The sequence below is a fragment of the Emticicia sp. GW821-FHT11C11 genome (assembly GCF_058808615.1).
In genome coordinates this window covers 308645-321873 of the sequence record NZ_JBXARV010000003.1, presented here as the reverse complement: position 1 = coordinate 321873, position 13229 = coordinate 308645, and the positions used below count along the sequence as shown (strand labels likewise).

The following is a 13229-nucleotide window of genomic DNA, read 5'->3' as shown; positions in this document are numbered from 1 at the left end:
AATGTGATTATGATGAATTTTAAAGAGCATATAATAAACGAACCGATATTTGAAACCATCGCGCAGTCGGCAACAGAGTTAGGGCTTGAAGCCTACGTGATTGGCGGATATGTGCGCGATCTGATATTGAATCGACCAAATAAAGATATAGATGTGGTGTGTCTGGGTAGTGGCATTGGTCTGGCCGAACGGGTGGCCTCTAAACTAGGCGACAACATCCACGTAAGTTACTTTAAGAACTTTGGCACAGCACAGATTAAACTCAACGATCTGGAGGTTGAATTTGTAGGGGCCCGTAAAGAGTCTTATCGCCACGACTCCCGCAAGCCTGCTGTGGAAGACGGCACACTGGAAGACGACCAGAACCGCCGCGACTTCACTATCAATGCATTGGGGATATCGCTGAATATCAAAGACTTCGGACAACTCATCGATCCTTTCGGTGGTGTAGAAGACATCCGGAAGAAAATTATCCGTACGCCGCTGGGTCCGGAGATAACTTTCTCTGACGACCCTCTGCGTATGATGCGAGCCATCCGTTTCGCCTCTCAGCTGGGTTTTGATATTGAAGGCAGCACCTTCGATGCCATCGCCGCCATGAAAGACCGCATCGCTATTGTTTCACAGGAGCGCATCACTGACGAACTGAACAAAATCATACTTTCAAAAACACCGTCGTATGGCTTTAAGCTCTTGTATTATACCGGTTTATTGCAGTTGATTTTCCCTGAGTTCTGTGAATTGCAGGGCGTAGAAACACAAGACGGCAAAGGGCACAAAGATAATTTTTACCATACCCTGCAGGTATTGGATAATGTAGCTGTCAAATCAAACGACCTGTGGTTGCGCTGGGCGGCTATTCTGCACGACATCGCCAAACCTGCCACCAAGCGCTTTCATCCCAAAGTGGGCTGGACATTCCATGGGCATGAGGAACTGGGTTCTAAAATGACCCCGGGGATTTTCCGTAAGCTGAAACTCCCGCTCGACGCCAAAATGAAAATGGTAAAAAAACTGGTGAGACTGCACCTGCGTCCTATTGCACTGGCCAAAGAAGGCGTTACCGACTCGGCCTTGCGCCGTTTATTGTTTGAAGCCGGTAATGAAATAGAGGCCCTGATGATTTTGTGCCGGGCTGATATTACCTCCAAAGACCCTAACCGGGTGCGGCGCTATCTTGGCAATTTTGATAAGGTAGAAGAAATGCTGATAGAACTGGAAACCAAAGATAAACTGCGCAATTTTCAGCCGGTTATTACCGGTGAAATCATCATGGAGGCGTTCGACCTGAAACCGTCACGCGAAGTCGGAAGTATAAAAGTTACGATCAGAGAAGCCATTCTGGAAGGAATCATTCCTAACGATTTCGACACCGCCTATGATTTCATGATAGCCGAAGGTGAAAAACTGAACCTGAGACCGGTAAAATCAAGAGACGAAATAAGAGCCCATCTGCAAACAATTGAGCCTACACCTTAGTTTTGGCGAAAACGCTGAATGTAAAAGAATACTGACCAAACTCTTACCTTTTCAATAGCTCAATGCCTACAGGGCATTGCAGGCACTTCTTTTGTGTACAGAAATGATTGTAGAGTTCTATACTCGCCTGTGCATCAAAGGCGGTTTTGATTTGTAACCCCAACGTTTTCCACATATCAGTAATATGATTACTCTCGGCAGGGAAAGATTCCAGAAATGCCACTGCCCTATCCATATAAGTCAGATTATCTGTCTTCAGGGCATAACACGCCAGCAGGGGTATCACTGTATTAATCAGTAAAATGTCTATCGATCCTCTACCCAGACCATTGTTCCGTCGTGCTGCTTTTCTCCCGAAGTGATAATGCTGCTGCCAGTAGTCTGACTGCTCCACCTGCAGTGCTTTCCGAAGCTCATCCAATGATAGCGTCTGTGTAAACAAAGAGAAAAAACTTTGCTGCCGGGTAACCACCCGGGCAAGTTGTGCTATTCTGATGGTAGGAAAATTGGCAGGTCTGGTTCGAAGCAGTTTCCATTCATGTGCCTGTAGCTGTCTGTCATTCAGCGAAAACTTGGCTGCAAAAAACTCATATTCCTGTATGAGTCTGACTGAGTAATCATCAGTATCCGTCAAAAGCCCTGCCTGCCCAAATAACATCGCTTCCGTTTGCAACAAATTGTCTCTGTGCTTTTGCAGTACTTTCAGAGGCAGATTCTGCGCCAACCGTAGAAAGGCGTCTGAATTAAGTTTAAACCCAAAGTTTTTAGCCAATAATTGGTAGGCTGTTTCTTCCCAGTCGCCATCGTTCTGCTCCAGCAGGTCTTCTACTACCTTAGCCTTCTGTATCAGTCGGCGGGTTAATACTTTGTCGAGCGTAGTAATTCTGGCCAGATCAGATACCCCGCCAAATTGCGCTGCACAGGGTATCACACTTTTGTTGCTCATCAGCAACTCATACTTATCCAGTAGAGCAATATCAGTAATGGCTTTCAATTCAAGAGTCGGTATCTCACTGCCATTGGCCCTCATAACAGGCTTGTCGTTTTCCCACACCACGTGTAGAATCACATTGTTGTAGGCCGGATTAAACTGGTGCTGATGCACGTTCCAGTCTGATGCCTTGAGGTGCATTTCTACATTCCCAACCCACTCTATCTCCCCAATCAGTGTCCTTGCCTGCAAAAAATCAGGCCCGGCATCTGTATTCAGCATACCGGTTTTCAATACCCGCAGGGGTTCATCATTTGTAGTTCGCAGCAAAAATTTGTCAAATTGTTGAAATTGCCACAGGTAGTGAATAAACGATTCTGTCATAGCTTTTAAAACTACAAGACCCTAATATCAGATTAATTCATTGAGATACTTCTCCATTTCCTGTTGTACTTTTTCTGCTTCGCGGGCCGCCACTTCGGCAAAATCAGTTCCGCCGGAAGCATAGATAATGGCCCTTGCCGAATTAACGAGCAATCCGCACTGAGCATTCATTCCGTGGCGAGATACCTCTTCGAGGCTCCCCCCCTGCGCACCAACACCCGGCACGAGCAGAAAATGCTCAGGCACTATTTTACGTACTTCTGCCAGTTTATCGGCCTGAGTGGCTCCTATTACATACATCATGGCATCACTACCACCCCATTCCTGCGACCTCACCAATACCTGTTCAAATAAAGCCTTTTTCTCACCGTCAACCTCTACACGCAGGTGTTGAAAATCATTACTGCCGATGTTCGATGTCAACGCCAGTAATATAACCCACTTACCTTCAAAGGCCAGAAAAGGCTGCACGGAGTCACGCCCCATATAGGGTGCTACGGTAACCGAATCGAAATCAAAACCGGAAGAACTTTTATCGAAAAAAGTGCGGGCATATAACTCTGAAGTATTGCCTATATCTCCTCTCTTGGCATCGGCAATGGTAAAACATTCTTTGGGTATATACTCCATTGTTTTTTGCAGACTCTCCCAACCTTTCACCCCCATGGCCTCATAAAAGGCAATATTGGGTTTATAAGCTACGGCATACGGTGCAGTGGCATCTATTATCCGGCGGTTGAATTCAAAAACCGGATCATCGGTTTTCAGCAGATGTGCCGGAATTTTCTTCAGGTCGGTATCAAGCCCTACACATAAATACGACTTCTTTTGAAGAATCTGGTCAAAAAGTTCTTTCTTTGTCATAATGGGAAAAATTTCAGCAAATTTCTGTAATTCTGCTGATTTAATTCAATCACAGAGTTGAAATTATTGAAGAAATATTACTTTTGCATAACTTATTGAAAATAGGTCATAAACCACAGGCTATAATTACACAAGCCAGATCAAAAAGAATTTAAAGGAATAATGGAGTTCAGACATACATCTATTGAAGGTTTAATTGAAATACACCCACGTATTTTTGGTGATGAAAGAGGATATTTTCTGGAATCATATCACAAAAAAGCCTTTGCCGACAACGGCATTCCGTTTGATTTTGTTCAGGACAACCAGTCGTCATCTTCGGCAGGTGTCCTCAGAGGTTTGCATTTTCAAAGAGAACCGCATGCACAAGGGAAACTAGTAAGAGTGATTATCGGCAAAGTATTGGATGTAGTAGTTGATTTGCGCCCCGATTCTCCAACTTTCGGCCAGCATCAGAAATTTATTCTGGATGCCGCCCTGCAAAACATGGTTTATATACCAACCGGATTTGCCCATGGTTTTCTGGCGTTGGAACCTTGTCTGTTTACCTATAAATGTACTAATTTCTACAACAAGGCCTCAGAAGGGGGTATTATCTGGAATGACCCTGATTTGAATATCGATTGGGGAATTGAAAACCCGAACATCTCGCAGAAAGACCTGGAACTACCCCGAATGAAGGACCTGTTCTGAACTGATTGAGAATCTCATAATCTAACTATACAAAAGGCGCACAAGTGCGCCTTTTTCTGTCTAATATTTATGAATCTTCGTTTCCTTCTTTAAACGATTTCAACGTTACATCGTTTCCATCAAAAACAGCATAACTGTAGTACCATATCCAGTCGCCCAGATTAATATAGCGCGCAGTATCTGATATTCTTATATCTACCTTGATGTGCTGGTGTCCGAATATATAATAGTCGTGGTGTTCAACGGCTTCCACTTCTTTCGAAAAAATCACCAGTTGGTCTTTGTCGTCACCCAGATACTGCTTTGGCCTATTCTTTTTTCGCCAGCTTAATTTAGTCCATAAATACCCAAGATACATACCCAGATTAGCAGGCATTATATAATTAAACAAAAAACGTGGTAGCTTTCCCTCAAATATCACCTGTAGAATCTTATAGCCGTAGTCACCTTTGCCCAAGCCGTCACCATGCCCGATCAGGAATTTCTTTCCGTTAAAAACAAAGTTCCTGGGGCGTCTGATGGTCTGTATATTCAGCTCGGTTTCGAAATAATCCGTCATCCACATATCGCGGTTGCCCAGAAAAATAATTATCTCAATGCCTGCATCCGACAACTCTGCCAGTTTACCCAGAAACCGCACAAATCCTTTGGGCACTACGCGCTTGTATTCAAACCAGAAATCGAACAAATCGCCTACCAGAAAAATGATTTCGGCATCGTGCCTGATGCTCTCCAGCCAGGCTATAAGTTGTTTTTCCCGATGGATGCTATCCTGGTGTGTAGGCGCCCCCAGATGAAAATCAGAAGCAAAATATATCTTTTTTCCGGGTGATAAGATTCGGTTCAAGCCTGTAATGTTGGAGTTCAAAAATTGGTTCAAGCACTATTTCTTGCAAAAATACATATTTTATCAGGCTTTAGTAAAATTTGATTTTGTTAAAAATCTTCTTTCCTTATCTTTACACCAAAATAGCAGAGACCAAACTTAGAAATCTATATGCCATCTACGAAACGAGTGTTAATAGCCGAAGACAGTTCAGTCATTCTGAACCTGGCCAAGAAAATTCTGGAGTTTCAGAATTTTGAGATAACTTCTGTAAAAAACGGTGAACAAGTGATGCAATTGCTTGAAAAAGAAGATTTCGACATCCTTCTTCTTGACATCAATATGCCTATCATGGATGGAATGGAGTGTATCAAGGCTATTCGTGAATTGAGCGATAAGAAAAAAGCGGGTATTCCGGCTGTGGCTATTACCGGAAACGCCAAAAACTATACCGAAGATGATTTTACAAAGGCAGGATTCAACGATGCTTTAATGAAGCCCCTGAATTTTGACAAACTGGTAACAGTAGTAAAGAGTCTCACTGAGTAATTCTAACGAGTCTATAATTTTCCGGTAGCAATCCTTTCAGATTGCCTGCCGTTTTCTCCGGCATGCAGGTAACTTTTCTAGGAACAGGTACTTCGGCGGGTATTCCCGTTCTTACTTGCGGATGCGAGATCTGTAATTCTTTAGATTTCAGAGACAAGCGTTTGCGGGTATCGGTCTGGATAGAAGTAAACGGCAAGCACTTTGTTATTGATACCGGCCCCGATTTCAGGCAGCAGGCCATGCGCGAGCGAATACCCCAGCTTGATGCCATCATCTATACGCACGAACATAAAGATCACACCGCAGGACTCGACGACGTGCGCCCCTACAATTACCTCAACGGTATCCGGCATCTGAATATCTTCGGACATGCCCGTGTGCTGAATCAATTGAAACGTGAGTACGCCTATGCCTTCGACGACATCAAATATCCGGGTGTTCCACTGCTCAATCTGAACGAAATAGCGTCTCAACCCATTGAAATAGAGGGTATCCGGTTTACTCCTGTTGAAGTGCTGCACCATCTCCTGCCCGTGTTAGGTTTCCGTATAGGGGGCTTTACGTATATTACTGATGTCAACTACATTTCTGAACAGGAAATGGAAAAAATATACGGCACCGAAGTACTGGTGCTGGGTGCTTTGCAACGGGAGCCGCACATCTCTCACTACACACTGGGCCAGGCCATTGAAGTGGCGCAGAAAATCAATGCCCCGCTCACGTATCTTACGCACATCAGCCACAAAATGGGTTTACATGCCGAGGTAGAAAAAGAGCTTCCGGCTAACATTCATCTGGCTTACGATGGACTTAAACTCAAGCTTCCGAACCCTTGATACCTGAATTTTGTTTCTATCAGTATGGCAGAACAAAACGAGCTTCCTCCTAAATATTATCTCGATTATTTTAATTACCTGTTAGATTTTGTGCAGGAGAAGTATCGCCATATCCTGAATGAAAACGAATGGCGTTTCCTGAGAAAATTCTACTGCCTCAGCGAAGACGCCCAATGTCTGTTTATAAGATTCAGCAACCGTAAAGGCCTGTTTTTCAAAATCAATAAGCTATCTTATGCCGAACTGGAGGATATTCCTGCACTGCTGAACGAACTGCTTGAAAGGGAGTTTATAGAGCATGTCAACGCGTCAAAACATGAAACCTTTGGCAAAGAGTTACTGGGGGTTTTCGGTAAAGACGAGCTGGCTGGCCGGTTTGCAACCATTATAGCTGCACAGCAGGAACATTTGCCGAAATCAGAAAGGATATCATACAGGAAACTTAAGAAAGACGAACTGGTAGAGGCTCTGTTACGTGATTTCAGTTTTGAAGAAATAGCCGAAGCAGCCAGAGATATGGAACCCATCGTAAAAGTGTGCTTTGAATTTGAAGTGACCTTTATGAAATTTCTATTCTTCGGTAACCGCTACCTCGACATGACCGAGTTTGTTGTACGTGACCTGGGTTTGATTCAATACGAAAGCCACGACGACGACAAACTGGTGGCGCGTTTCACTACCCGCAAAGACGCCGAAGATAAATGGCTGATTACTGACCAGAACGATTTATTCACACAGTTGAAAGACACAGCACCACCGCTTGAAATCTACGACTGGTTCATGAACTTTACCGATTCGGTAAACGACCTAAGCGAGGTTGCCAAACCGGCCTATGAAAGGCTCATACTGAAAGTGGGCACTTTTCTGGAAAAAAGTAAGCTGTATGACGAAGCGCTGAGCACATTCCGGCTGACGGAACAAGTACCGTCACGCGAGCGTCAGGCGCGAACACTGCAAAAACTGGGATACATTGACGAAGCCCTTTCACTTTGTCAGTTGATGATTGAGTTTCCGAAAAATGCCGATGAGAAGTTCTTTGCCTTCGACTTCATCAATTACGTAAATAGCAAAAAACGGGTATATAAAAAGAGTACTACTTCGTGGTTGCACCGATCGGAGTGCATCACTATTTCAGAAACATTCAGGCGTCAGGTAGAAATGGGGGTGGTTGATTACTACCAGAATAATGGCAAACTGGCTGTTTTCTCTGAAAACTACGTCTGGCGGGCTATTTTTGGCTTGATATTCTGGGATATCGTCTTCGACCCCAGTCTGGTTGCCTTTCATCATCCGTTTCAACGCCGACCATCCGACTTATACCTGCCCGATTTCTACGAAAAACGAAAGGACTTAATCATCAGTCATCTGGATGGCTTTGATAATATTCAGTCGTTGCTGGTATACATGGGCGAACACTACGAATCTAAATTTGGCATTGCTAATCCTTTTGTACCCTGGCTGGAAGATATGTGGCTGGTGGTACGAAAAGCAGTTGAAGTAATCGATTTTGTAGCCTTGAAAAAGATTCTGCACGAGATGTCGAAAAACCTGGTAGAAAACCTGCGTGGTTTCCCCGACCTGTTTATGTGGGATGGCAACGAATATTGTTTTGTAGAAGTGAAATCGCCGACTGATAACCTTTCTAATCAGCAGCTTTTCTGGCTACATTTTTTTAAGGAAGTAGGGGTTAATTCTAAGGTTTTGCGGGTGTTCTGGGAAAAAGAATTGAGTGATTTGGTGAATGAGTGATTGAGCGATTATAAAAACCGCGAAGCATTGCCTTAATGGAGTTATGCCTCGTAGTGAATATTATGGTTATCAAATACTTCGCTTTAATGTTAGCCACAATGTACCTTAAGTACTCGATGTTGCACAATTTCATTGGGATTTAAATGCAACTCCTAAATCATTTAATCCGCTAAATCAAAGTTCAAGACTAATCACTAATTCACTCATTCACCAAATCACTCAATATTTTCCTCCCGTTCCTCCACCACCAAAGTTCCCACCACCAAACTTCATTTTATCGCCTTGTCCCTGATGCGGCAGTACCTGATTTATAAGAAAAGCTTCGAGGTCGCTCTCCTGATTTGTTCTTGTTTGTCGGTAAGCCAAGCCCCATTTAGGCGTGCGGAAAAACCAGATACCCCATACAGCAAAAGCCACCAAAAAAGCCCCACCCAGGGTCATGAACCACTCAATGGGTAAGTCAGAGAAATAATATCGAAAAGTAAATACATCAAACCAGGCAGCAGCAATACCAACCAGCACCATTTTTCTATCCTGATTTTTAAGTCCCCATACCAAATATCCCAAAGGAATGGCGACAGTCAACACATAAAACAAAGGGGCAAAAGTTATCTCCGTTGAGGTTTCAAGATTATTCAGAAAGGCATTGCCTTCGCGTGCTACCCAGTAGTTAGCACCCATATAGAAACTTATGAGGCTTCCGGTCTCGATACAAATCTGAGCATCGGCATAATAGGCAGAGTTATCTTTTTTCTGCCACCATTTGGCAAATACAAAACTCACTACCGACACGCACATGATTACAAAAGACAGTACTTGCCTGCCGATCGGAAACTCAATGGCAAACGTGAACCAGAGGCCAATCCAGGCCACAAAAATACCTACAGCTACAAAAGGGTCACCATAACGCAAAAGAAATGGAATAAACACCACCAACGACACCAAATAATATATATACAAAGACCATTTGAAATCTGTAACCGCAAAGATGGCAGTCAGCAGAGAGCCGATGGCCACATAGAGTAGAGCATTGTCGGTACCTGACCGGTAAAGTTTTCTGGATCTGATAAAATATTCGAGCAAAAAAAGCAGCAATACACTAAAAGCAAAACAGACCGCAGCAAGCCCCCTACTGGTATTGATTGCGTCTTCAAAAAGCGTAACAACCAGAAAACCAAAAGCTGCCGATATAGCCAGATTAGTAAACATAAACAAGCCGAACTCTATGAATACATTAGGCTGGTAAAAATTTACCGGAAACAATTCCGTAGCCTTCTCATATTGCGTGTCGTTCAGTGCGTTTTCTTCATGCCATTCCCTAATAACAGCCTGACTCTCTATATTATCAACCCAGGTTTCGTTATATGCCTTTTTCATTTCTTTAGCCCTATTATTTGTTTGATATTAATAAGAAACAGTACTATTCCAACCGCAGATATGACGTAGTATAAGGTGTAAATTGTAAAATCAAGCCCCTGTGCCCAATCCCGGTAGAAAATAAAATAAGTAAAGGCAATGTAACCATACAGCACACCCATCAGCAAAAACAGATACGACTGTGTTTTACGACCATACCAGACACTGCCAAAGCTTAGCGCGCCAATCAGGCTCATGTACATCAGTTTCACGTCAAACTGAAATAAACCTGCCAACCCGGCTACAAAAGCAATATTTGAACCGAATATGAGATAGTTAAACGCAAAGTGGGCTTTCAGCTTTTTGTATCCGCTTATAAAACCCATTACCATCAACGCCACACCCAGCAGAATAGAAATATTGGTGATATCAACCGTTGTAAAGTTCTTTTGCTGCCACAGCCTGATGGGTGCAATATTGACTCCTACCCACGAAGCAAAAGCCGTGATGGCCATAGAAAGCACTGCGCGGTGATCGAACCGATAGGCAAGAAAGAAAAAAAGCACTGCCGGTAAAAAAGTAACCAGACCATAACGCGTGCCAAAAATAGTATATTGGTATTGCAGGTAGCCTTCCAGGGTAAGGAACAACACACAGGCAGCCAGTAAAGCAAAATCGTCGAGCTTCTCGCTTGTCGATACCTCCTGCCAGCTAAAAGGTCTTCTGTGTTTAAAAGCATACCACAAGCAACCCAGAAACGATACTACAATTAATCCGATCAATACCGTATGGCCAAAAGAATCAATGTTTTCATAAATCACGGTACCCAAACCTGTTCCCAGCAGCACAATACCCGCGTATAAAAAAGTTCTCAGCTCCCAGTGAATCGAGAATGGCTTGGTTGTCTCATGCTGCAAAATCTTTGCCGACTGCGCGTTCGGAATAATTCCGTTTTCAGTCAATGTTTTTAAAAGTGCCGGATGCTTCATAATAGATGTCACACGCTTCTGGTTGAATAAGATTGATATTGAAACAGTATTTACCTTACTTGCTTTTGGTATGCAGATTTAATACTAAAAAAATCGCGCCACAGGTGCTACAAGGTTAAAAAATTCTATTCAGATTCCGGCATTTCTTCTCTGAAAAAATTCAGGATACTCTCAAATAAATACCAACCCCTACTGGCGGCACCAGTATAAATAAAAAAACTCCACCTTGCGGGTGGAGTTTTCCATCATACCTTATTATTCTCAGGCGCCTTCAAATTGTCTTAAGAAGCGCACATCGTTTTCAAAAAACAGACGCAGGTCATTAATACCGTAGCGCAACATGGTAATACGCTCTACACCCATACCAAATGCAAAGCCGGTATATTCTTCAGGGTCAATGCCACTGTTTTGCAAAACGTTAGGATCTACCATGCCCGAGCCAGCAATTTCAACCCAACCACTTTGCTTGCAGATATTACAACCCTTGCCTCCACAAATAAAGCAAGACACATCTATTTCAGCGCTTGGCTCGGTGAAAGGAAAATAACTCGGCCGCAGGCGAATCTTTGTATCTTTCCCGAACATCTCTTTCGCAAAATGATACAACGTATCCTTCAGGTCTTTGAAGCTTACGTTTTTATCTACATATAATCCTTCTATCTGATGAAACTGACAGTGTGCACGTGCCGATATGGCTTCATTACGATACACACGGCCTATCATGATTGACCGGATCGGCGGTTTCTTTCTCTCCATTAAGCGCACCTGCACATTTGAGGTATGCGTACGCAACAGCACGTCGTCTTTCTGAGTAGCCTTTTTCTCTACAAAGAAAGTATCCTGCATTTCGCGTGCCGGGTGGTTTTCGGCAAAATTCAAAGCCGTAAAATTATACCAGTCCGTTTCTACCTCAGGGCCATCTTCATGGCTGAAGCCCATCCGTGCAAATACTTCCAACACACGCTGGCGGGTAAGTGTAAGCGGATGCACGGTTCCGGCAAAATTGGGCGCTACAGGAAGCGTCAGATCCAGTTTCCCACTTCCGGCTGAATCGTCAGAGGCGTTTTCAAGTACCTCAGAGAAATCTTTAAATCGTTGTTCGGTAAAAGTTTTGAGTTTGTTCAGTTCCTGTCCTACCGCGCGTTTCTGCTCATTGGCTACTGTCTTGAACTGCTCGAACAAGTCGTTCAGAATACCTTTGCGACTAATGTACTTCAGGCGAAAATTTTCCAGATCTTCCTTGCTACCCACTGTAGCAACGGTTATTTCGTCTATTACTTCCTTAATTCTGTCTAACACGTCTTTTGCCGTTTGATAAATTTTTTCACAAATATATGCATATTGTAATTATAAAGTATATTTTTACAGAGAAGTCAGTATTGTACTTATATAATAGACCATGAAAACGCTTGCGTAATTTTACGTAATTCCTTAGGGGAAATTACTGTATTTTGCTTCTTGCTTTTTACCCAAAAGATTCATTATCAATATTTTACAAAAATCAACTCTTTTCTTGTGGTTGCATAATTTCCGTTTAAAAATTATGTTTGGGCTTAAAACCCCGTCTACACATGGACAAGATTGATTTCAGGCAGCAAAAAGTGAAAACTACTTTTAGCCAGCCAGGATACTCAGCTGATAAGCAGCTTATCAAGGTTTATTATTCAAACAGATGGATAAAAATTCCATTAAAGAAAATTGTCAGGCTGCAGGGCGAATGCAACTATACTTATGTATACACGCAAAACGGAGAATACATAACTGCCAGAACACTGAAAACCTTTGAAAAACTGTTGGGGGAAGAGTTGTTTCTCAGAATACATAAATCGCATATTGTCAACATGATGTTTGTGCAGGGTGTTGATGTTGAAAAAAATGCAGGGGAAGTAAGAATAGAAGGTGGCGGGCAACTGGAGGTGGCCCGAAGAAGATTAAAAGAAGTAATTAACAAACTTGTTTTTTTTCATAACACCTGAATGGTGTGACGCTCCATAAAAGCTAAGAAAAAAGACAAACGGTGTTATCATTCATAATACTTTTTAGTGGTTAGGTGATGAATAAAGCAACAGCTCATTGGGCGGTTGCTTTTTAATTATACGCTTTTTTAAAGGCTACCGATTTGCTATCAACTGTTGGCTATGCAAATGAGTTGCCGATAGTTTATTCCATTACTGCTTAGGCCGGAAAGACCCTTTCCGGGTTCTCCTGAAACAGTAATTCTGGCAATATTCATCGGTATGTGCACCGATTTAATTCGGAAATATCACAAAGATTTAAAGACCTGCCATACTCATTTGAAAGGCCTTAACCGCTCGATAAATTTCCCGAGAAAATTGGCAAATTCTTTAGCGAATATTCGCTTTGCAACTTAACTTTGTTAGCACAATTTGTCAACAGCATAAAATAAAATACGATAATGAAAACTGCAAGTATTTCGGCAAAAGGGACATTGCCCATTCAGGAAGTAATCGATTTACGTGATGTTTTGCGTCTGATTGGTATGAAAGAAGTGACCAACAATGTGTTTAGTCTGCCCAGAAAAAAGAAAAAAGCGGGTAATACGTCGGAGTAGT

At 42.8% G+C, this 13229-nt stretch carries 13 protein-coding genes; 7 read left to right on the top strand and 6 right to left on the bottom strand.

The features are described 5' to 3' along the window. The first annotated feature begins 12 nt into the window (after positions 1-12). Entirely contained in the window at positions 13-1479 is a 1467-nt protein-coding gene (locus tag AC1RRY_RS16550; protein ID WP_492823134.1) for a CCA tRNA nucleotidyltransferase, read from the top strand. 43 nt (positions 1480-1522) lie between these two features. Here the strand turns inward: AC1RRY_RS16550 and AC1RRY_RS16545 are convergent, their stop codons facing one another. Both AC1RRY_RS16545 and pyrF read right to left on the bottom strand, forming a co-directional pair. Then, positions 1523-2794: a DUF2851 family protein gene (locus AC1RRY_RS16545; protein ID WP_492822584.1), complete on the bottom strand. Its 1272-nt coding sequence runs from the start codon at positions 2792-2794 to the stop codon at positions 1523-1525. A gap of 27 nt (positions 2795-2821) precedes the next feature. Further along, on the bottom strand, positions 2822-3658 hold the full coding sequence (pyrF, locus tag AC1RRY_RS16540; RefSeq protein WP_492822586.1) for an orotidine-5'-phosphate decarboxylase: 837 nt from the start codon (positions 3656-3658) through the stop codon (positions 2822-2824). Between the two features lie 162 nt (positions 3659-3820). Between pyrF and rfbC the strand changes: the two genes are divergently transcribed. After that, positions 3821-4351, top strand: a complete 531-nt coding sequence (gene rfbC, locus AC1RRY_RS16535) for a dTDP-4-dehydrorhamnose 3,5-epimerase (RefSeq protein ID WP_492822588.1) — start codon at positions 3821-3823, stop codon at positions 4349-4351. A 67-nt stretch (positions 4352-4418) separates the two neighbouring features. Here the strand turns inward: rfbC and AC1RRY_RS16530 are convergent, their stop codons facing one another. Further along, positions 4419-5198 carry a UDP-2,3-diacylglucosamine diphosphatase gene (locus tag AC1RRY_RS16530; RefSeq protein ID WP_492822590.1) on the bottom strand — a complete coding sequence of 260 codons (780 nt, stop codon included), beginning with the start codon at positions 5196-5198 and terminating at the stop codon, positions 4419-4421. Positions 5199-5348: 150 nt separating this feature from the next. On the opposite strand from AC1RRY_RS16530, the gene AC1RRY_RS16525 reads away from it, so the two are divergent. The 3 genes from AC1RRY_RS16525 to AC1RRY_RS16515 all read left to right on the top strand — a co-directional run bounded on the left by AC1RRY_RS16525 (position 5349) and on the right by AC1RRY_RS16515 (position 8311). After that, positions 5349-5726 carry a response regulator gene (locus AC1RRY_RS16525; protein WP_492822592.1) on the top strand — a complete coding sequence of 126 codons (378 nt, stop codon included), beginning with the start codon at positions 5349-5351 and terminating at the stop codon, positions 5724-5726. A 62-nt stretch (positions 5727-5788) separates the two neighbouring features. Beyond that, on the top strand, positions 5789-6562 hold the full coding sequence (locus tag AC1RRY_RS16520) for an MBL fold metallo-hydrolase (RefSeq protein ID WP_492823136.1): 774 nt from the start codon (positions 5789-5791) through the stop codon (positions 6560-6562). 24 nt (positions 6563-6586) lie between these two features. Continuing rightward, positions 6587-8311 carry a VRR-NUC domain-containing protein gene (locus tag AC1RRY_RS16515; protein WP_492822594.1) on the top strand — a complete coding sequence of 575 codons (1725 nt, stop codon included), beginning with the start codon at positions 6587-6589 and terminating at the stop codon, positions 8309-8311. A gap of 219 nt (positions 8312-8530) precedes the next feature. Here AC1RRY_RS16515 and AC1RRY_RS16510 read toward each other — a convergent pair whose 3' ends face one another. The 3 genes from AC1RRY_RS16510 to pheS all read right to left on the bottom strand — a co-directional run bounded on the left by AC1RRY_RS16510 (position 8531) and on the right by pheS (position 11955). Beyond that, positions 8531-9688 carry a hypothetical protein gene (locus AC1RRY_RS16510; protein ID WP_492822596.1) on the bottom strand — a complete coding sequence of 386 codons (1158 nt, stop codon included), beginning with the start codon at positions 9686-9688 and terminating at the stop codon, positions 8531-8533. Continuing rightward, positions 9685-10668: a DUF2157 domain-containing protein gene (locus tag AC1RRY_RS16505; protein WP_492822598.1), complete on the bottom strand. Its 984-nt coding sequence runs from the start codon at positions 10666-10668 to the stop codon at positions 9685-9687. The genes AC1RRY_RS16510 and AC1RRY_RS16505 overlap by 4 nt, the downstream gene beginning before the upstream one ends. A 249-nt stretch (positions 10669-10917) precedes the next feature. Beyond that, positions 10918-11955, bottom strand: a complete 1038-nt coding sequence (gene pheS / locus AC1RRY_RS16500; protein WP_492822600.1) for a phenylalanine--tRNA ligase subunit alpha — start codon at positions 11953-11955, stop codon at positions 10918-10920. 272 nt (positions 11956-12227) lie between these two features. On the opposite strand from pheS, the gene AC1RRY_RS16495 reads away from it, so the two are divergent. Continuing rightward, entirely contained in the window at positions 12228-12632 is a 405-nt protein-coding gene (locus AC1RRY_RS16495) for a LytR/AlgR family response regulator transcription factor (protein WP_492822602.1), read from the top strand. 440 nt (positions 12633-13072) lie between these two features. Beyond that, positions 13073-13228: a hypothetical protein gene (locus tag AC1RRY_RS16490; protein ID WP_492822604.1), complete on the top strand. Its 156-nt coding sequence runs from the start codon at positions 13073-13075 to the stop codon at positions 13226-13228. Position 13229: the final 1 nt, after the last annotated feature.

Coding starts and splice junctions, on each gene's coding strand:
- AC1RRY_RS16550 (WP_492823134.1), top strand. CDS start 13: ATGAATTTTAAAGAGCATATAATAAACGAACCGATATTTGAAACCATC.
- AC1RRY_RS16495 (WP_492822602.1), top strand. CDS start 12,228: ATGGACAAGATTGATTTCAGGCAGCAAAAAGTGAAAACTACTTTTAGC.
- AC1RRY_RS16510 (WP_492822596.1), bottom strand. CDS start 9,688: ATGAAAAAGGCATATAACGAAACCTGGGTTGATAATATAGAGAGTCAG.
- AC1RRY_RS16525 (WP_492822592.1), top strand. CDS start 5,349: ATGCCATCTACGAAACGAGTGTTAATAGCCGAAGACAGTTCAGTCATT.
- rfbC (WP_492822588.1), top strand. CDS start 3,821: ATGGAGTTCAGACATACATCTATTGAAGGTTTAATTGAAATACACCCA.
- AC1RRY_RS16490 (WP_492822604.1), top strand. CDS start 13,073: ATGAAAACTGCAAGTATTTCGGCAAAAGGGACATTGCCCATTCAGGAA.
- AC1RRY_RS16520 (WP_492823136.1), top strand. CDS start 5,789: ATGCAGGTAACTTTTCTAGGAACAGGTACTTCGGCGGGTATTCCCGTT.
- pyrF (WP_492822586.1), bottom strand. CDS start 3,658: ATGACAAAGAAAGAACTTTTTGACCAGATTCTTCAAAAGAAGTCGTAT.
- AC1RRY_RS16515 (WP_492822594.1), top strand. CDS start 6,587: ATGGCAGAACAAAACGAGCTTCCTCCTAAATATTATCTCGATTATTTT.
- AC1RRY_RS16545 (WP_492822584.1), bottom strand. CDS start 2,794: ATGACAGAATCGTTTATTCACTACCTGTGGCAATTTCAACAATTTGAC.